Origin of the sequence: Streptomyces sp. NBC_01808, from assembly GCF_035917395.1 — a bacterium.
GTDB lineage: Bacteria > Actinomycetota > Actinomycetes > Streptomycetales > Streptomycetaceae > Streptomyces.
This window is the reverse complement of record NZ_CP109072.1, coordinates 7,437,276-7,454,255: the sequence shown is the minus strand read 5'-3', so window position 1 is coordinate 7,454,255 and position 16,980 is coordinate 7,437,276. Positions and strand designations below refer to the sequence as shown.

Annotated in this window: 15 protein-coding genes and 3 pseudogenes; 5 read left to right on the top strand and 13 right to left on the bottom strand. The window is 74.4% G+C overall.

All coding sequences use genetic code 11. From position 1 onward, the window contains the following. Window positions 1–64 precede the first annotated feature (64 nt). Window positions 65–850, bottom strand: a pseudogene (locus OG946_RS32740) (GntR family transcriptional regulator); the annotation flags it as partial. Between the two features lie 131 nt (window positions 851–981). Next, window positions 982–1,659, bottom strand: coding sequence for a lytic polysaccharide monooxygenase (locus tag OG946_RS32735; RefSeq protein WP_326799561.1), 678 nt, complete (start codon window positions 1,657–1,659; stop codon window positions 982–984). Between the two features lie 166 nt (window positions 1,660–1,825). Between OG946_RS32735 and OG946_RS32730 the strand changes: the two genes are divergently transcribed. Then, window positions 1,826–2,404 carry a dihydrofolate reductase family protein gene (locus OG946_RS32730; RefSeq protein ID WP_326799560.1) on the top strand — a complete coding sequence of 193 codons (579 nt, stop codon included), beginning with the start codon at window positions 1,826–1,828 and terminating at the stop codon, window positions 2,402–2,404. A 24-nt stretch (window positions 2,405–2,428) separates the two neighbouring features. Here the strand turns inward: OG946_RS32730 and OG946_RS32725 are convergent, their stop codons facing one another. From OG946_RS32725 to OG946_RS32715, 3 genes are all read right to left on the bottom strand, one after another. Next, window positions 2,429–3,976 (bottom strand): MFS transporter, encoded by a 1,548-nt coding sequence (locus tag OG946_RS32725; protein ID WP_326799559.1) that lies wholly within the window; start codon window positions 3,974–3,976, stop codon window positions 2,429–2,431. A 102-nt stretch (window positions 3,977–4,078) separates the two neighbouring features. Then, window positions 4,079–5,113 (bottom strand): Ppx/GppA phosphatase family protein, encoded by a 1,035-nt coding sequence (locus OG946_RS32720; RefSeq protein ID WP_326799558.1) that lies wholly within the window; start codon window positions 5,111–5,113, stop codon window positions 4,079–4,081. 161 nt (window positions 5,114–5,274) lie between these two features. Further along, window positions 5,275–5,928 (bottom strand): endonuclease, encoded by a 654-nt coding sequence (locus OG946_RS32715; RefSeq protein WP_326799557.1) that lies wholly within the window; start codon window positions 5,926–5,928, stop codon window positions 5,275–5,277. A gap of 215 nt (window positions 5,929–6,143) precedes the next feature. On the opposite strand from OG946_RS32715, the gene OG946_RS32710 reads away from it, so the two are divergent. Continuing rightward, the gene (locus OG946_RS32710; protein WP_326799556.1) at window positions 6,144–6,968 is read left to right on the top strand and encodes an LLM class F420-dependent oxidoreductase; all 825 of its coding nucleotides are present in this window, start codon (window positions 6,144–6,146) and stop codon (window positions 6,966–6,968) included. Between the two features lie 49 nt (window positions 6,969–7,017). Here OG946_RS32710 and OG946_RS32705 read toward each other — a convergent pair whose 3' ends face one another. The 3 genes from OG946_RS32705 to OG946_RS32695 all read right to left on the bottom strand — a co-directional run bounded on the left by OG946_RS32705 (window position 7,018) and on the right by OG946_RS32695 (window position 10,100). Then, window positions 7,018–8,136, bottom strand: coding sequence for an FUSC family protein (locus tag OG946_RS32705; protein WP_326799555.1), 1,119 nt, complete (start codon window positions 8,134–8,136; stop codon window positions 7,018–7,020). Window positions 8,137–8,400: 264 nt separating this feature from the next. Beyond that, on the bottom strand, window positions 8,401–9,078 hold the full coding sequence (locus tag OG946_RS32700) for a glucuronyl esterase domain-containing protein (protein WP_326799554.1): 678 nt from the start codon (window positions 9,076–9,078) through the stop codon (window positions 8,401–8,403). A 119-nt stretch (window positions 9,079–9,197) separates the two neighbouring features. Beyond that, complete coding sequence (locus tag OG946_RS32695; protein ID WP_326799553.1) at window positions 9,198–10,100, bottom strand: hypothetical protein; 903 nt, start codon at window positions 10,098–10,100, stop codon at window positions 9,198–9,200. A gap of 206 nt (window positions 10,101–10,306) precedes the next feature. On the opposite strand from OG946_RS32695, the gene OG946_RS32690 reads away from it, so the two are divergent. Beyond that, complete coding sequence (locus tag OG946_RS32690; protein ID WP_442814656.1) at window positions 10,307–10,843, top strand: tellurite resistance TerB family protein; 537 nt, start codon at window positions 10,307–10,309, stop codon at window positions 10,841–10,843. Between the two features lie 64 nt (window positions 10,844–10,907). On the opposite strand, the pseudogene OG946_RS32685 reads toward OG946_RS32690, so the two are convergent. The 5 genes and pseudogenes from OG946_RS32685 to OG946_RS32665 form a co-directional block, all read right to left on the bottom strand. Then, window positions 10,908–11,495: pseudogene (locus tag OG946_RS32685) on the bottom strand (DinB family protein); the annotation flags it as partial. Window positions 11,496–11,596: 101 nt separating this feature from the next. Further along, window positions 11,597–13,027, bottom strand: coding sequence for a dihydrolipoyl dehydrogenase family protein (locus OG946_RS32680; protein WP_326799551.1), 1,431 nt, complete (start codon window positions 13,025–13,027; stop codon window positions 11,597–11,599). A 94-nt stretch (window positions 13,028–13,121) separates the two neighbouring features. Continuing rightward, on the bottom strand, window positions 13,122–14,033 hold the full coding sequence (locus OG946_RS32675) for a helix-turn-helix domain-containing protein (RefSeq protein WP_326799550.1): 912 nt from the start codon (window positions 14,031–14,033) through the stop codon (window positions 13,122–13,124). A gap of 167 nt (window positions 14,034–14,200) precedes the next feature. Continuing rightward, complete coding sequence (locus OG946_RS32670) at window positions 14,201–15,013, bottom strand: SAM-dependent methyltransferase (RefSeq protein WP_326799549.1); 813 nt, start codon at window positions 15,011–15,013, stop codon at window positions 14,201–14,203. A gap of 116 nt (window positions 15,014–15,129) precedes the next feature. Further along, complete coding sequence (locus OG946_RS32665) at window positions 15,130–15,918, bottom strand: SDR family NAD(P)-dependent oxidoreductase (protein ID WP_326799548.1); 789 nt, start codon at window positions 15,916–15,918, stop codon at window positions 15,130–15,132. A 64-nt stretch (window positions 15,919–15,982) separates the two neighbouring features. On the opposite strand from OG946_RS32665, the pseudogene OG946_RS32660 reads away from it, so the two are divergent. Continuing rightward, window positions 15,983–16,441 (top strand): annotated as a pseudogene (locus OG946_RS32660) (ArsB/NhaD family transporter); the annotation flags it as partial. Between the two features lie 3 nt (window positions 16,442–16,444). Further along, window positions 16,445–16,972: a universal stress protein gene (locus OG946_RS32655; RefSeq protein ID WP_326799547.1), complete on the top strand. Its 528-nt coding sequence runs from the start codon at window positions 16,445–16,447 to the stop codon at window positions 16,970–16,972. Window positions 16,973–16,980 lie beyond the last annotated feature (8 nt).

Sequence of the window (16,980 nt, the reverse complement as noted above, 5' to 3'; positions counted from 1 at the left end):
GGCAGGGGCGGCGGCGGTCTCGCCGGGAGCCACGGGTTCTCCGGGATCCGCGGGGCCGGGTGCTCGTGATCCGGTCGCCGCGGAAGCGGACGAACTCCAGGTCGACGGGGCGGCCGTCGGACAGGTGGGTGAGCCGCTCCAGCATGAGCAGCGCGGCGCCGCGCGGCGCCTGGAGCACGGCGGCGGAGTGCGCGTCGGCGGTGACGGCCTCCAGGGTGATCTCCGCGGTGCCCAGGGGCTGCCCGGTCAGCTCCTCCAGCAGCCGGAAGATGTCGGTGTTCTCCAGGTCGGCGCCGAGGAGTCCGACGCCGATGTCCATGGGCAGGTACGTGAGGTCCAGGGAGAGCGGCAGCCCGCCGAGGCGGCGCAGGCGCTCCACGTACAGCACCTCGCCGCCCTCGGGCGCGCCGAGGCGCTCGGCGACGCAGGCGGGCGCGGCGACGGGGCCCGCGGTGCGGATCTCGTTGGTGACGCGGCCGTGCTCGTGCAGCGTCTCGGCCAGGCCCTGCAGCCGGTCGAGCCCGTGCGCGTACTTCTCCGCGACGACCACCGTGCCCAGCCCCGGCACCCGCTCCACCAGCCGCTCGGAGCGCAGCAGGTCGAGTGCCTGGCGCACGGTGTTGCGGGTGGCGCCGTAGTCGGCGCCGAGGACCGACTCGTGCGGGAGCACGCCGTCGGCGTACGCGCCGCCGAGCACCTGGCCGCGCAGCAGGTCGGCCAACTGCCGCGCCCGGTCGGCGCGCAGCCGGCGGCGCCGCGCGGCGGCCGTGCCGTGACCGCCCGCACCGCCGCCGGCCGGGCTCGGCCGGCCGGCGGCGGGCTGCTCTCTCAGGCGTGCTGCGGAAGGCATGACGGCACCATAGGCGCGCGCCGCGCGGAAGTGTGTTGCCGCAGTGTTGCGCCATCCCGAAGCACCCGCGGTACGGGCCTGAGCTGGGACGACGCCGGGCGGCTACGGACTTCCGCCAGCCCGGGGGGCCGCTAGAACGTCACGTCGCTGCAGAAAAAATAGATCTGGTCCGCGTGCGACGCCTTCCAGATGGTGTACACGATGTGGTGGCCGCTGCGGCCGGGCGCGCTGGCGTTCGCGGTGTAGTGGTTGGCGGGGCCGTACGGTCCCGCGGCGGCCACGCGCTCCAGATCGGCCCAGTCGAGCGCGTCGGTCTTCGCGTCGTAGCCCTGCCGGGTCACGTAGACGTAGAGGTAGTCGGCGCCGTGGTACGCCTGGTCGAGGACGTCGACGGTGAAGTTCGTGCCGAGGGAGTCGGTCTTCCACGGGCCCGGGGTGTCCATGGAGTCGTAGCGGCCGTCCTGGGTGCGGCCGGCGCTGCAGAGCTGGTTGTCGGGGATGTGGGCCTGGAAGTTGCCGCCGGTTCCCTCGCGGTAGAGGCCGTTCCAGTTCCACATGCCGTTGGTGTCGTGCTGCCACGCCTGCCAGCACATGGGGTCCTGCTGCTGCATGTCCGGGTTCTGGAAGTCGCTGCCCCAGCGCTGCCAGCAGCCGTAGTTGCGGGAGACGGGGTCGGCGGCGGAGCCGTGGGCCTGGGCGGTGCCGCCGGTCCAGGGCGTCAGCAGGAGCGCGGCGGCGGCCAGGACGGCCAGGAGGGCGCGGACGGGCAGGCTCCGCGCGTCGGTGCGATCGTTCGATGGCGATGACACTGCGACTCCTCCTCCGGGAGGGGGGTGGGGGACATGGGATTGGGAGCGCTCCCATTTCCCGGACCCTGCCCCGCAGCGCCCGTACGAAACCTGCGCGGCGATGAGTTGCGGTCCCCCGCTCCGTCCTACCCCCTGTACCGATCGACTGCCTTCCGAGGAGCGCATCATGACCGCCACGTACACCTTCGACGTCTTCAGCAGCCTGGACGGCTTCGGCGCCGCCGGCGGCGACTGGACCGGCTACTGGGGCAAGCAGGGCCCCGAACTGCTCGACCGCCGCCTCGCCCTCTACAGCGAGGAGCAGCGGATGGTCTTCGGCGCCCGGACCCACCGGCTCTTCGCGCAGATGATCGCCGACAGCTCCGAGGGCGACGACGTGCGCGACCCGTGGGTCACCCGGATGACGCACCTGCCGGCGACCGTCGTGTCGACCACCCTGACGGAGCCCCTCGACTGGCCGGACGCGACCGTCGCGCGCGGCGACGCCGTCGACGTGGTCGCCCGGATGAAGGAGGAGTCGGACGTGCCGCTGCGCTCGCACGGCAGCCTGTCGATGAACCGGGCCCTGATGGCCGCCGGGCTGGTCGACCGGGTGCACGTCACGCTCTTCCCGGTGATCACCGGGCGGTCCGGGATCGCTCCGATCTTCGAGGGCGCGGCCGACTTCGACCTCGACCTGATCGGGACCCGGACCCTCGACGGCTACATCCAGGAGCTGATCTACCGGCCCACCCTGCACGGCTGAGCCCGGCCGCCGCCCCGGCGGGGGTCAGAGCAGGTTCCGGCGCTGGGTGCGTACGACCTCCTCCGCCTCCGCCGCCGTGGCCACCGCGGGCGGTGAGCCCTCCAGCGGCAGGCCCGCCGTCTCCGTCAGCAGCGAGACGGAGACGATGCCGACGACGGCGAAGGCCATCGTGTAGTACGCCGCCGCCATCGGCGTGTCCAGGACGTGCACCAGCCCCTCGATGACCGCGGGGGTGGTGCCGCCGAAGACCGCGACGGAGAGGTTGTAGCCGATGGCCAGCGAGCCGTAGCGGATTTCCGTGGGGAAGAGCGCCGGCAGCGTCGCCGACATGGTGCCCTGGAGGCAGATGAGGCTGCCGCCGAGCAGCAGCATGCCGCCGAAGACCGCGAGGACGGACCCCTGCCGCACCAGGACGTAGGCCGGCGCGCTCACCACGAGGAAGCCGACCATGCCGATCATCAGCAGCGGTTTGCGGCCGATCCGGTCGTTGGCGCGGCCGACGAGCGTGACCACGGAGATCATCGCGACCATCGTGGCGATGACGACGGCGAGCTGCTCGGCGCGCGGCCAGTCCAGGACCTCCGTGAGGTACGTCGGCATGTACGTGAGCAGCATGTAGTTCGCCACGTTGTACGCCGCCACCAGCGCGATGCACAGCAGTATCGTCTGCCGCTGCCCCGCCATGATCCGCCGCAGCTCCCCCGGCGCCTGCTTCCCCTCGTCCTTCCCGCCCTCGGCCTTCCGGCCCAGGGCGGGCTCGGCCTCGCCCGTCACCTCCGCCACGGTGGCCCGGCCCGCCTCGGACTTCACGAAGGCGGGCGTCTCCTCCAGCCGCAGCCGCAGGTAGAGGCCGATCGCGCCGAGCGGGCCCCCGATCAGGAACGGGATGCGCCAGCCCCAGGAGGCCATGCCGTCCTCGCCGATGCCCGCGGTGAGCACGAGGACGAGCCCGGAGGCGCCGATGTAGCCGGCGAGGGTGCCCATCTCCAGGAAGCTGCCGTAGTAGCCGCGCCGCTTGTCCGGGGCGTACTCGGCGATGAAGGTCGCCGCGCCGCCGTACTCGCCGCCGGTGGAGAAGCCCTGCGTCAGCCGCGCGATGATGAGCAGCAGGGGCGCCCACAGGCCGATGGTGTCGTAGCTGGGGATGAGGCCGATGGAGAAGGTCGCCGACGCCATCAGGATCATCGTCAGCGCGAGCACCTGCTTGCGGCCGACGCGGTCGCCGAGCGGGCCGAAGAAGGCACCGCCCAGGGGGCGCACGGCGAAGGAGACCGCGAAGGTCGCCAGCGACAGTATCGTGCGGGTGCCCTCGCTGGCACCGGCGTAGAAGACGTCGCCGAGGGTGACCGCCAGGTAGGCGTAGATGCCGTAGTCGAACCACTCCATGGCGTTGCCCAGCGCGGCGGCGCGCACGGCGCGCCGGATCTCGGGCTCCTCGGTGACGGTGATCTCGCTCAGTCGCCACCGGGGCCGGAGCTTGGCCTGCGCCACGCGGAAGAGGAGGGGGTGGCGTCTTCGGGCCGCGGGATCCCGGGCCGTGCTGCCGTCGTTGTCCTGGGCCTCTGCGTCCATGAGATCCGGGGTACCACGCCGCCCGCCGCCATCGTCGTCAACGCGCCGCCACAGCCGCCGGTTCGGCCGCTGGAGAGGGCCGGGGCGGGCTCAGACGGCTCCTCAGTTCGCCAGGTTGACCTGATGCCGGATCTGGTCGAGCCCGAGGCCCGGGTGCGGCCTGCGCTGTCCCGGCACGCGCGGCTCGTCGCCGGCCGGGGCCGTCCACCAGCTCAGGCTGCCCTCCTCGACGGTGCGCAGCAGGATGCCCTCGCGGATCGCCCAGGGGCAGACGGTGACCACGTCGATGCTCATCAGCTTCATGGCGGTGTGCGCGACCACCGCGCCGGCCAGCGACTGCCGGGCTCGGGCCGGTGAGATGCCGGGCAGCCGGGCGCGTTCCGCGGCGGGCAGCCCGCGCAGTTGCTTGACGGCGCGGCGGAGGTCCTCCTGCGCCATCGTGCGGGGGACGAACGGGCCGTGCCGCCCGGGTGCGGCGCCGCAGAGGCGGGCGAGCTGCTGCATGGTGCGGGAGGTGACGACGGTGGTACGGGGCGCCTCCCAGCGGATGCGCGCGGCCACGTCGCGCAGCCGGTGGCGCACGTGGCGGCGTACGGCCTTGACCGCGGCGGGCGGCGGCGGGTCGTGCTTGCCGAAGAACTCGCGGGTCAGCCGGGCGGCGCCCAGCGGCAGCGCGACGGCGAAGTCGGGCAGCCGGCTGCGGCCGCAGGCGACCTCGAACGAGCCGCCACCGATGTCGAGCACTGCCATGGGCCCGGCGCGCCAGCCCATCCACCGGCGGGCCGCCAGGAATGTCAGTTCGGCCTCCGTCTCGCCGGGCAGCAGTTGCAGGACCACGTCGGTGCGCTCGCGGACGGCGCGGACGATGTCGCGCGCGTTGGGGGCGTCGCGTACGACCGCGGTGGCGAAGGCGAACGGCTCCGCCACCCCCCAGCGCCCGGCCTCCTCACGCGCGGCGCCCACGGCGGCGGCCAGCTCCCCGACCGCCCGGTCGCCGAGCCGCCCGTCGGGGCCGGCGAGCTCCGCGAGGCGCAGCTGCCGCTTGGCCGTGTGCAGGGGCAGCGGCACCTGGCCGTCCGCGTCCGCGACCACCAGGCGCACCGTGTGGGATCCCGCATCGATCACGCCGACTCTCATTCAGCCTCACGTACCCCATTCGGCGGCATTTTAGACATCCCTCCTCTTCCGACCCGGGTGTCCCCGGGCTCGCCGTACGCGCTCAGCGCAGGTCGGGGCGTACCCGTCGTCTCCGCCCGCGGCGCCACCGCCGCCCGCCCGGGAGGCGGTGGCGCCCGGCCTCATGCGTGCGTGAGCTCCCTGACCTGCTGCGCCGCGCCCTTGTCCAGCGCGCAGTGCACCAGCGCCGCCGTGAACCGCGGGAGCTGCGGCTCCCCCACGAGCCGGGCGAGCCGGGAGGGGTCCTCCGGCAGGCCCACCTTGCCGGCGCCCTGTACGACCTTGGCGTCGATGTACGGGGCGGCCTCCGGCCAGATGCCCTGGACCTCGCGCAGGAAGATCGCCGCGCCCGCGGGGCCGAGGCCCGGGAACCGCCGGAGCAGACTGCCCATCCGGGCAGTGTCGCCGTCCGCCTCGCGGCGCAGCCCTCGCAGGTCGCCGCCGTAGGTGTCCAGCAGCAGCCGGGCACCGTCGCCGAGCTGGGTCGCGGTGCTCTCGTCGTAGCGCCGGTAGCCGCCCTCGCCGAGGACCTCGACCCGCTGCCGCCAGGTGGCGTCGGCCATCCGCTGCGGACTGCCCATCCCGGCCTGGAAGAGCGCGCGGGCCGTGCTGACCGCGGCGCTCGCCCGGATCCGGGCGCTGAGCAGGCAGGAGAGCACGAGCAGTTGGTAGAGGGGCTGCGGGGTGTTGCGAAGCCGGATGCCCGCGTCCTCGGCGTACGTGGTCCCGTAGCCGTCCAGGAGAGCGTGCACCGTACGTTGCTGGTTCTGGGTCACCGTTCCGTCCTCCGGATTCCCGGTACCGCCGGCCGCGCGAGCCGCGGGACGCGGCGGCCCTCTCCAGGCAACTGTGCCATCGCGGCGCCGGGACCGCCCGCCGGGCCGTGGCCGGCGGCGGCCGATCTTGCGGGTGCCTCCGCGGTGTGCGACCGTGCGTGGCGCGCGTAGCCGAGTGGGTACGCGACGTGCGTACCCGAGAGAGGTGGCCGCCCGTGAAGTTCGGGGTGTCGACGTTCCTGACCGACGAGGGCATCGCGCCGGCGGTGCTCGGGAGGGCGCTGGAGGAGCGCGGCTTCGACGCGCTGTTCGTCGCCGAGCACACCCACATCCCGGTGGACCGCCGCTCGCCCCTGCCGGCCGGCGGCGAGCTGCCGCGGAAGTACTACCGCACGCTCGATCCGTTCGTGGCCCTGGCGGCGGTGGCCCCGGTGACCCGGAACCTGCTGCTGGGCACCGGCATCGCGCTGGTCGTGGAGCGGGACCCGATCGTCACCGCGAAGGAGGTCGCCACGCTCGACCTGGTCTCGGGCGGCCGGGTGGCCTTCGGCGTCGGCGCGGGCTGGAACCGCGAGGAGATGCGCAACCACGGCACGGAACCGCGCACCCGCGGAAGGCTGCTGGACGAGCGGATGCGCGCGATGATCGCGCTGTGGACGCAGGACGAGGCGGAGTTCCACGGCGAGTTCGTCGACTTCGACCCGGTGTTCTGCTGGCCGAAGCCGGTGCAGCGCCCGCATCCACCCGTCTACGTGGGCGGAGGCGGCGAGCCGGCCTTCGAGCGGGTCGCGGCGTACGGCGCGACGTGGCTGCCGAGCCGGGTGCCGGCCGGGGAACTGGGCGGGCGGATGCGGCGGCTGCGGGAGGTCGCGGGCGACGCGCCGGTGGTGCCGTACTCCGCGTCGCACGAGCCGGCGGCCCTGGAGACGTACGCGGAGCTGGGTCTTGAGCGGGTGCTGCTGGACCTGCCGACGCTGCCGGAGGCGGAGTCGCTGCGGGCGCTGGACGAGCTGGCGGCGGCGACCGCGGCGTACCGCTGACGCGGGCGGTACGGTCCGGAGCGCCGCCGGAACCGTAGGGGCCGCGGGGTCAGCGGGTGAGCCAGGCGCTGAGGCGGGAGAGCCGCGGGATGTGCTCGCGGTAGTCGCGGCTGCTGCGGTCGAGTGCCTCCAGCAGGCGGGCGGAGCGGTGTTCGGTGTCGAGTTCGTCGAGGACCCGGTTGACGTCGGCGAGGAGCGCTCCGTACAGGAACCAGTTCTCCTCGTCGCGTCCCACGGTCTCCAGGAGCAGCGATTCCACCCGGTCCCGTACGGCATGGGCCGCGGACAGGTCCGCCTCCAGCCGGCCGGCCGCGGTCTCGGCGCTCTCGGAGACCTCGGTCGCGACCAGTTGGGCGAAGCTCACCAGCGCGTCGCCGAGGTAGCCGAAGAGGTCCTGCAGCGCCGCGCCCGCGTCGCGCGGGAACAGCGGCTCGCCCTTCCGCCGGGCCTGCGCGAGGTCCGACAGGCTCCGGGTGAGGACGCGCAGCACCACCGCGCAGATCTCCAGCGTGTCGAGACCGGTGCGCAGGACCACCCGGTGCATCAGGCCCTCGCTCACCCGGGGGTTGAGCCGCAGGCTGTCCTCGGCGCGGCGCAGCGAGGTGTCGACCTCGCCGACGAACTCGTCCAGTTCGCGCGCCGCGTACAGCCGGTCGGCGGCGACCGACGGCGGGGTGACCTCGGTGAGCTGCTCCGTGCTGCGCAGCAGCAGGCGGCGCATGCGGCGGGCCAGGTCCTCGATGGCGTCGCCCGCGCTCTCCACCCACACCGGGGGCGCCAGCACGAGGTTGAACGTGAGGCCCACGACGGCGCCGGTGAGGGTCTCCAGGATCCGGGTGAACGCCGTGTCCCCCACGTGGGCGACGCCGAGGACCAGCATCGCGCTGATCGCCACCTCGGGCACGAACTCGCTCACCCGCACGATGCGCCCCGCGATCAGCGAGCTGAGGATGATGAGCCCGAGGCTCCACCAGCTCAGCCCGACCAGCGCGCTGAACCCGCTGGCGATCAGCACCCCGACCACGACGGCGGTGACACGCCGGATGCCGGTGGTGAGGGTGGCGTAGAAGGTCACCTGGACGACGAGCAGCGCGGTCAGCGGCGCCGTGAGCGGCTTGGGGCCGTTGGTGAGCTGGAGGGCGACGACGTACGCGAGGGTGGCGGCCATGGCCGCGCGCACCGTCTGCGCCACGGCGGGCGCGCGGAGCCGCTCGACGGTTCCGGCCAGGCGCGGGCGCCCCTTGAGGGCGTCGGCGGTGTACGACTTCAGCGCTCCTCCCGGTGGCGTCGCGCGCTGCGGGCGCCGCGGCGGTCCGCCGCGGCGCCGGTGATCAAGGCCAAGGTCTCACAGAGAGCGCCGCGGCCCGGCGCGCGGAGCCACCCGCTCGGGTCCGCGTAGGCCGAGGGGGTGGCGTGGGGGGTCCGGCTGGGGTCAGCCGCCGTCGGTGAGGACCGGGGTCTGCCAGGTGCGCCACTCGGCGAGGTTGCCGGGCTTCTTCGGCGAGATCCGGAAGACGCCGGGGGCGCTGCCCGTACCGCGCAGGAACGTCGCGATGCTCTCCTGCAGCGGCCCGCGCCACTCGGCCCGGGAGGCGCAGTGGGTGCCGTCCTGCACATCGGACCAGTAGCTGATGTTCCGGCCCGCGCCGAGCGCCTTGTAGACCTCCGCCCCGCCGAGCGCCGCGACGCTGCCGGACCGGGCGCCGAGCCGGTAGAAGGCGCCCTGCTTGTTGCTGCGCGGGGTGCCCTCGCGGCCCACGGCGTACGGGTCGAAGGTGACGGCGGCGGCGCCGGCGGCCTTGATGGCGGCGGTGTCCGCGCCGAAGCCGCCGTAGACGACGACCGCCGGGAACGGGCCGGTGCCGGTGGGCAACTCGACGCGGGCGGAGAAGCTCGCGCTGCGGCCCTGGTCGGAGCCGTTCACGGTGATCCCGGTCCGCGAGACGCTGCCGGTGACGCTCCCGGGCCTGGCCGGCTTCTGGCCGTAGACGGTGCGCTCGGCCAGCTCCCTGATCACGGCCCGGCGGCAGCGCCAGTCGGCCCTGGAGGTGACCCGGGTGCCGTCCAGCCACGCGAGTGGTCGGGTCCTGCGGAGCGGGTGGAAGCGCATGGGGGGGACCTCCAAGCCAGAACGGGAGCGCTCCCATGCGGCAGGAAGGGGTCAGTGGCGCGACAACAGTGGTTTCCAGCCGCTTTCGCGATCGCGTGCGAAACTTTCGCTACGGGAGATCAGCCGCCGATCACCGCGCTCGACGGCACCCGGTCCGCCGGCACCGAGAACACCGCGACGTACGGCCGCGGATCCCGGCACGCGCCACCCGCCCCCACCGGCCGCAGCCGCCGCGACGTGATCTCCAGCAGCAGGCCGTCGCCGCACCCCTGCCCCGCGAAGGCGAAGCGCCGCGCAGGCCCCGGCAGCTCCGAGTCGTACAGGCTCCCCAGTCTGCTCTCCAGCGCCGCGGTCGCCGCCGCCGGCAGCGGGCGTACGAAGGCGTCGAACTGGTCCGGCTGGCTGACCTCGGCCGCCCGCGGCGCACGCCCCCCGGCGGCACCGTCGAGCGGCGCGTACGCGAGGAGTTCCGCGGGTCCCGGCGGTCCTGGCGGGGCGCCGCCGATCCTCGGGTCCGCCCCGGCGTCGTCCTCCTGGACGGCGAAGACCGCGAGCACGTCCCACGGGCTGTCGCACGTCTCGTACGTCGTCGTATCGGTCAGCCGCGCCGCGTAGCCGGTGTTCTCGTCGTACGTCAGCACCGCGCCCCCGGCGCTGGTGCAGCCGCTGCTCCAGCCCGTGGCGACCAGGACCTCGGCGTCCAGGTCGCGGGCGAGCAGCTTCTCCTGCAGCGCGCCGCCGACGCTCTCCTGCGAATACCAGCCGGCGAACGCCCGCACGTCCGCCGGCGTCCGCAGCAGCGTGCGGACCGCCGCGAGTCCGTGCCCCTGCTCGAAGTGCACGGCCTCCGCCCCGGGCACCACCGTGCCGTCGGCGCCGTCGGGGCCGGAGACGGGTGCGCCGTCCGGTCCCGCCGCCGCCCACCACACGCAACCCGCGAGCAACGCGCCCACGACGATCGCCGCCGTGATCAACCACGTACCGCTGCGCGGCCGTACTGCACCTGCCGGAGCCCCCGTCATGCCGTCCCCCCTCGCTCCCCCGTACGCCTCTCGGACGGCGCCCCGCCCCACGCGGTTCCCCCGTTCCCCCGGACGGGTACATGCGGAACCTCAGCGTCCTGCGGAGGCGTTGAGAGACTGACCGCGGCACCGCGGTCTTCGGTACGACGACCGGAACCGACGAGTCGGGCGGTACGCCCGCAACCCGAGGTGGCATTTCAGTGTCGATGTTTGATCGGATCAAGGACCAGGCCAAGGGCCTTCAGCAGTCCCGTGGCGGAGCGCGGTCCGGGAGCCAGGGCTCGACGGGCTCGGGCGGTGGTTCCAAGGCCCAGCTCGTGAGCATGTTCAAGTCGCAGCTCAGCTCGATGAAGACGGAGCTGAAGAGCGGCGCGTACCGGGACGCCACCATGGCGGTCTGCGCGCTCGTGGCGGCGGCGGACGGACACGTGCACCCCGCCGAGCGGGAGCGCATGGAGTCGATGATCATGACCAACGACGTGCTGCAGAACTTCCCGCCGGAGCAGTTGCGGCAGCGGTTCACCAAGCACCTCGACCGGCTCACGGTCGACTTCCAGTCGGGCAAGGCGGAGGCGCTGCAGGAGATCGCCAAGGCCAAGAAGAAGGCGGCGGAGGCGCGGGCGGTGATCCAGACCGGGTTCGTCATCGCCGGTGCCGACGGCCACATCGACCCGGCCGAGCAGCAGGTGCTCCGCGAGGCGTGCTCGGTGCTCGGTCTCGCGCCCTCGGAGTTCGGCATCTGACGCCGGACGCCGGGTGGTTCGCGTGCCTCGTACGTCCCGGGGGCGTACGAGGCACGCGTTGCTTTCAGGTCCCGGTGAAGCGGGCCCGCCACAGGTCGCGGAGGAGCGCGATCTCCGAAATGTGGTGGATGAACTCCAGGTTGCCCGCCCACAGCACCTCGACGTAGGCGTTGTCGGCGTCGGACGCGTACGGATACTGGGAGAAGCCGACCGTGTCCAACTGCTCCTCGGTGACGGTGGCGACGCTGTCGCGCCAGCGGTCGGCGTCCTGCCAGAACCGGGCGACGGCCAGCTCGGCGGAGGGCGTGAAGCCGACCAGCAGCTTCGGGTCCCGGCGCCGCTCGCCGAAGGTCCACTCCCAGCCGCCGGCGATGCCCGAGTGCAGGTGCCCCAGCCGCCACGCGATGGTGGGGACCGGGGCCTCGTCCGGCTCCAGCGGGCCGGTGTGGGCGAGGACTTCGCGGACCCGCTCGACGCTCACGTCCCAGTCCCGGGCCACCTTTTCCAGCGACATACCCTCGGCGACGTCCTGCGCCACCCCGGCGTACTCGCTGTCGGGGATGTCCGCGGCGCCCTTGTCGAGCACCCACTCCCCCGGCCCGTACGCCCGTGGCGTGACCGCCTCCGACCGGCGCCGCACCGACCAGCCGCCGCGCCGCCCGCCCTACGGGCGAACGACGCGAGATCGAAGACAGACCCTAGCGGCCGCCGGCCGCGGAGGGTGACGGGATTTTCCGGGGGGCGGGGGTGCGGTCAGCCACGGTACGCCTCCAGCAGCCGCAGCCACACCTCGCTGATCGTGGGGTACGACGGGACCGCGTGCCACAGCCGGCTGACCGGCACCTCCCCGACGACCGCGATGGTCGCCGAGTGGATCAGCTCCCCCACGCCGGGACCGACGAACGTGACGCCGCGCAGGATCTCCTCGTCCACGTCGACGACCATGCGCGCCCGCCCGCGGTAGCCGTCCGCGTACAGCGCGGCGCCCGCGACCGAGCCCAGGTCGACGTCCACCGCGCGCACCCGGTGCCCGGCCCGTTCCGCCTCGGCCAGCGACATCCCGACGGCCGCGGCCTCCGGGTCGGCGAAGACGACCTGCGGGACGGCGCCGTGGTCGGCGGTCGCGGCGTGCGCGCCCCACGGGTCCGACTCCAGCAGCGGCACGCCCTGCGCGCGGGCGGCGATGGCCGCACCGGCGATGCGCGCCTGGTACTTGCCCTGGTGGGTCAGCAGCGCGCGGTGGTTGACGTCCCCGACCGCGTACAGCCACTCGCTGCCCTCGACCCGCAGGCTGTCGTCCACCGCCAGCCAGGAGCCGGGCTCCAGGCCCACGGTCTCCAGGCCGAGGTCGTCGGTACGGGGCGCGCGGCCGGTGGCGAAGAGGATCTCGTCGGCCTCGATGGTGTCGCCGGCGTCGGTGGTCGCGAGGACCGTGCCGTTCTCGCGGACCACGGAGGTGACGGAGGTGCCGGTACGTACCTGGGCGCCCGCCTCGGTCAGCGCCTCGGTGACCAGCTCGCCGGCGAAGGGCTCCATGCGGTCCAGCAGGCCGCCGCCGCGGACGAGGACGGTGACCCGGGAGCCGAGCGCCTGCCAGGCGGTGGCCATCTCGACGCCCACCACGCCGCCGCCGACGACGATCAGCCGCCCGGGGACGACCGCGGAACTCGTGGCCTCCCGGCTGGTCCACGGCTTGACGTCATCGAGGCCCGGCAGCCTGGGCAGCAGGGCGCGGCTGCCGGTGCAGACGGCGACGGCGTGCCCGGCGGTCAGCGTGCGCACCACGCCGTCGGCGTCGGTCACCTCCACGGTGCGCGGCCCGGCGAGGCGGCCCCGGCCGCGGTAGAGGTCGGCGCCGATGCCGTCGAGCCAGGCGACCTGGCCGTCGTCCTCCCAGTGGGAGGTGAACGCGTCCCGGCGGGCGAGGACGGCGGCCGCGTCGAGGTCGCCGGCCACCAGGCCGCTCACCCCGGGGAGGCGGCGGGCGTCGGCGCGGGCGAGCACCGGCCGCAGCAGGGCCTTGCTGGGCATGCAGGCCCAGTACGAGCACTCGCCGCCGACGAGTTCACTCTCGACGACCGCGGTGGACAGGCCGGCCGCGCGGGTGCGGTCCGCCACGTTCTCGCCCACGGGACCGCCGCCGATGACCACCACGTCGTACGCAAAGGATTCCGTTTCCGTCATGGGGTCAGTGTGGCTGGTGGGTACGCGGGGGCGGCACAGCGGCCCTGTGGGGTGTGTCGCCCGGCCGCGGTACGCGCCGCGCGTACGGCGCCGGTCAGCGGCCGTGCAGCAGGCGGGTCAGGAACTCCGCGGCGTCGGTGCTGGTGCTGGTGGCCGCGGCGAGGTTGTCCAGCGCCAGCCGGTAGCGGTCGACCTCGCTGGGCTTGTCGATGCGTACGGTGCCGGAGAGCTGGTCCAGGCAGACCACGTCCGGCAGTTCGGGCTCGGCGAACCGCAGCATCGTCAGCGGCTGCGCCACCGCGGCCGTGCCGCCGGCCGCCAGCGGCACCACGTCCAGCGTGACCGTGGGGTGTTCGAGGTGCAGCCGGAGCAGGTGCTGCAACTGGCCCTCCATCACCCCCGGGGCGCCGACGGAGCGCCGCAGCGCCGCCTCGTCGAGCAGCACCCAGCAGCGCGGCGGGTCGGCGCGGGTCAGGGCCTGCTGGCGGCGTTCCAGCAGGTGCAGCCGGCGCTCCACGGTCTGCACCGGGTCGCGCGGGAAGCCGAGCTGGGTGATCGCGCGGGCGTACGCGGCCGTCTGCAGCAGGTCCGGGATCCGCTGGGACTGGTAGCTGCGGATGACGGTGGCGGCCTCCTCCAGGCCGAGGTGGGTCTCCGCCTGACTGGGTATCAGGTCGCTGTACTCCTGCCACCAGCTCGGCGCGTTGGCGCCGCGGGTCAGCGCCGCGAACTCGTCGAGCACGTCCTCGTCGGTGACGCCGTAGAAGTCGAGCAGCGCCGCGACGTCGTGGTCCTTGCAGCCGCCCTGGCCCAGTTCCAGCCGGCACAGCTTGGCGACCGAGGCCCCGATCTGGCGGGCGGCCGCCTGCAACTGGATGCCGCGGTCCTGGCGCAGCCGGCGCAACCGGGAGCCGAGGACTGACCTGCAGACGGGCCGGCCGCCGCGCTCGTGTTCGCCGGCGAGCGGGATCCCGGGGTCGTGCACTGCCGCCGTGGGCACCGTCATCGGTCCTCCGCAGGCGATGGTCCTTCGCCGTCGAGACTCACGCTACCCGCGGTAGCGTAACGCGCCACAGGGGGCAAAAGCGCACCTTGGCCCGATCTTTGCGAGCGGGAGACATGCCCGCGGCGGCAACACGCGGCGGCGGCACGCCCGCCGCCGCGGGCCGCCGCCTACGGCTTCCGGCCGACCCCGCCCAGGACCGCCAACTCCACCGGGCTGCCCACCTCCACCGGCTCGGGCCGCCACAGCGGGCAGGACACCACGCCGGGCTCGACCAGCTCCATTCCGTCGAGGTAGCCGGCGATCTGCGCCTCGCTGCGCAGGTGGTACGGCACGGCGCCGGTGGCGTTGTAGCCGGCGATGGCGCGGCTGTACTTCTCGTTCCCTTCGACGCCGTCCCGTATCGCCAGGTAACTGCCGGGCGGCAGCGGGTCCATCAGCCGCCGCACCACCGACCTGGCCTGCTCGTAACCGTCGACGTGCGCCAGGATGCCCATGAGGATGACGGCGACCGGGCGGTCGAGGTCCAGGGTGCGCGCCGCGCCCGCGAGTATCGCCTCGGGGTCCTCGACGTCGGCGTCGATGTACGCGGTCGCGCCCTCGCCGGTGCTGGTGAGCAGGCCGCGGGCGTGGGCGAGGACGAGTTTGTCGTTGTCGACGTAGACGATGCGGGAGTCGGGGGCCGCGCGCTGGGCCACCTCGTGGGTGTTGTCCGCGGTGGGCAGCCCGGTGCCGATGTCGAGGAACTGCCGTACGCCCGCCTCCCCGGCGAGGTGGCCGACGACCCGGCGCAGGAACTGCCGCCCGCTGCGCGCGAGATCGACGATCTCCGGGAAGACCTGCTGGAACCGGGCGCTGGCGGTGCGGTCCGCCTCGTAGTTGTCCTTGCCGCCGATCCAGTAGTTGAAGATCCTCGCCGAGTGCGGCACCGAGGTGTCGACGACCACCCGCTGCGTGCCGTCGTGGAAGGTTTCCTCTGACATGGTCTCCACCGTCCGGGGTCGGGGGCGCGGCCCGGACAACGTAACCGAGGAGGAGCCCGCCGTCACCGGCGCCCGCGGGCCCGCCCGCCCGCCCGGCGCGGTGGCCGGGCGGCCGGTCACGCCCCGTCGCCCGCGATGCTCCGGGACATCGCGAGGTGGCTCGCCAGCAGCCCGCCGTCCACCGGCAGGCTGACCCCGGTGATCCATGCCGCGTCGCCGGAGGCGAGGAACGCCACCGCCCCCGCGATGTCGTCCGGTTCGCCGACCCGGCCCAGCGGGTAGTGCTCCTCGACCCGGGCAAGGACCTCGGGCCGGCCGGCCCAGACGGCGGTGCGCACGGTGCCGGGCTCGACGAGGTTCACGCGCACGCCGCGCGCCGCGCTCTCCACGGCCAGGGTGCGGGTCAGGGAGACGAGCGCGGCCTTGGCGGCGCTGTACGCGTGCTCGCCGTAGTGGCGTTCGGCGTTGACCGAGCCGATGTTGACGATCGCGGACCGGCCCGGGGCGGCGGCCAGCAGCGGCAGCGCCGCGCGGGCGCAGCGCGCGGCGCCGTGCAGGGTGACCTCGAAGTCCTCGTACCAGTCGGGCTCCTGCCAGTCCTCGAAGCGCGGCGGGTCGCGGTGGACGGCGTAGGCGTTGTTGACGAGGACGTGCAACCCGCCGAAGGACTCGGCCGCGTACGCGACCGCCGCCCGGACCGCCGCGCCGTCCGTCACGTCGCAGGCGAGCGCCACGGCCGTACCGCCTGCTGCGCCTATCGCGGCGGCGGCCCGCTCGGCGCGCTCGCCGTCCCGGTCGGTGACCAGCACGCCCGCGCCCTCCGCGGCGAAGCGGCGGGCGACCGCCTCGCCTATCCCCTGTCCGGCGCCCGTGACCAGCACCCCGTATCCCTCGAATCGCTCCACCGGACCAGGTTAGAAGGCCGGTCTGACACGGCCTCGCCTCGCGTGGCGGCGGGCCGGCAGCGGCGCCGCCGCCCTCCTGCGGGCCACCGCGCCCCCCTTCCTCGCCTTCGTCCTCGCCCTGGGACTGGTGGTCCGCGCGGTCGTCGACAACGGCCTCGGCGCGGCCCTGGGCCGGCTGGTGCCTTCGGGCACGGGACTGCTCGCGCTGCTGGGAACGGCGGCGCTCGCCGCCGTGCCCGCGAACGTGATCAACAACCTGCCCGCGGTGCTGGTGCTGCTGCCGCTCGCGGTCCCGTCGGGCCCCGCCGCCGTGCTGGCGGTGCTGCTGGGCGTGAACATCGGCCCCAACCTCACCTATACGGGCTCGCTCGCCACCCTGCTGTGGCGGCGCGTGGTGCACGCACACGACGCGGAGGTGGAACTGAAGGAGTTCACCCGCCTCGGCGTGTACGCCGTACCGGCGGCCCTGGGCGCCGCGGTGCTGGCACTGTGGGTCTCGCTGACCGTGATCGGAGGAGGGTGAGCCGTGGCCGTGGTGGTGTGGATCGTCGAGGGCACCTGGCCCGCCTGCGTGGCCGCCGCGGGTGCGCACGCGCCCGAGGAGGCCGAGGTCGTCCTGCTGCACGTCGCCCCGGCCGACGTGCCCGGCGCGGCGCACGGCGCGCTCGCCGGGCTGCTCGGGCGTGGCGGGCCCGCGCCCGGGCGGCCGGGGCGCGAAGGCGCAGGACCCGACCCGGGCGAGCGGGTGGCGCGGCTCGCGGACGCCTCGGCCGACGAGCTGCTGGCCGAGGCCGCGGCCCGGCTGGGCCGGCCCTGCACCCTGGCCAGGCGCACGGGACGGGTCGAGCGGGAGGTCGTCGCGGCGGCGGCGGACGCCGAGTTGCTGGTCGTCGCCAGGGACGGCGACCGCGCGCACCTGGGCCCGCGCAGCCTGGGCCCGGCGAGCCGCTTCGTCGTCGACCACGCGCCGTGCCCGCTGCTGCTGGTGTGGCCCGAGTCCGCGCCGAGCACGGCGACGCTCCCGCCGCCTCCGCCGCCCCCTCCCGGCCCGTGAGCGAGCCG

What these genes read in the sequence shown, in the direction of transcription:
- OG946_RS32680 (WP_326799551.1), bottom strand. Translation starts at nt 13,027, where the DNA reads ATGACGGAAACGGAATCCTTTGCGTACGACGTGGTGGTCATCGGCGGC.
- OG946_RS32725 (WP_326799559.1), bottom strand. Translation starts at nt 3,976, where the DNA reads ATGGACGCAGAGGCCCAGGACAACGACGGCAGCACGGCCCGGGATCCC.
- OG946_RS32720 (WP_326799558.1), bottom strand. Translation starts at nt 5,113, where the DNA reads ATGAGAGTCGGCGTGATCGATGCGGGATCCCACACGGTGCGCCTGGTG.
- OG946_RS32695 (WP_326799553.1), bottom strand. Translation starts at nt 10,100, where the DNA reads ATGACGGGGGCTCCGGCAGGTGCAGTACGGCCGCGCAGCGGTACGTGG.
- OG946_RS32690 (WP_442814656.1), top strand. Translation starts at nt 10,307, where the DNA reads ATGTTTGATCGGATCAAGGACCAGGCCAAGGGCCTTCAGCAGTCCCGT.
- OG946_RS32705 (WP_326799555.1), bottom strand. Translation starts at nt 8,136, where the DNA reads ATGGCCGCCACCCTCGCGTACGTCGTCGCCCTCCAGCTCACCAACGGC.
- OG946_RS32730 (WP_326799560.1), top strand. Translation starts at nt 1,826, where the DNA reads ATGACCGCCACGTACACCTTCGACGTCTTCAGCAGCCTGGACGGCTTC.
- OG946_RS32700 (WP_326799554.1), bottom strand. Translation starts at nt 9,078, where the DNA reads ATGCGCTTCCACCCGCTCCGCAGGACCCGACCACTCGCGTGGCTGGAC.
- OG946_RS32670 (WP_326799549.1), bottom strand. Translation starts at nt 15,013, where the DNA reads ATGTCAGAGGAAACCTTCCACGACGGCACGCAGCGGGTGGTCGTCGAC.
- OG946_RS32675 (WP_326799550.1), bottom strand. Translation starts at nt 14,033, where the DNA reads ATGACGGTGCCCACGGCGGCAGTGCACGACCCCGGGATCCCGCTCGCC.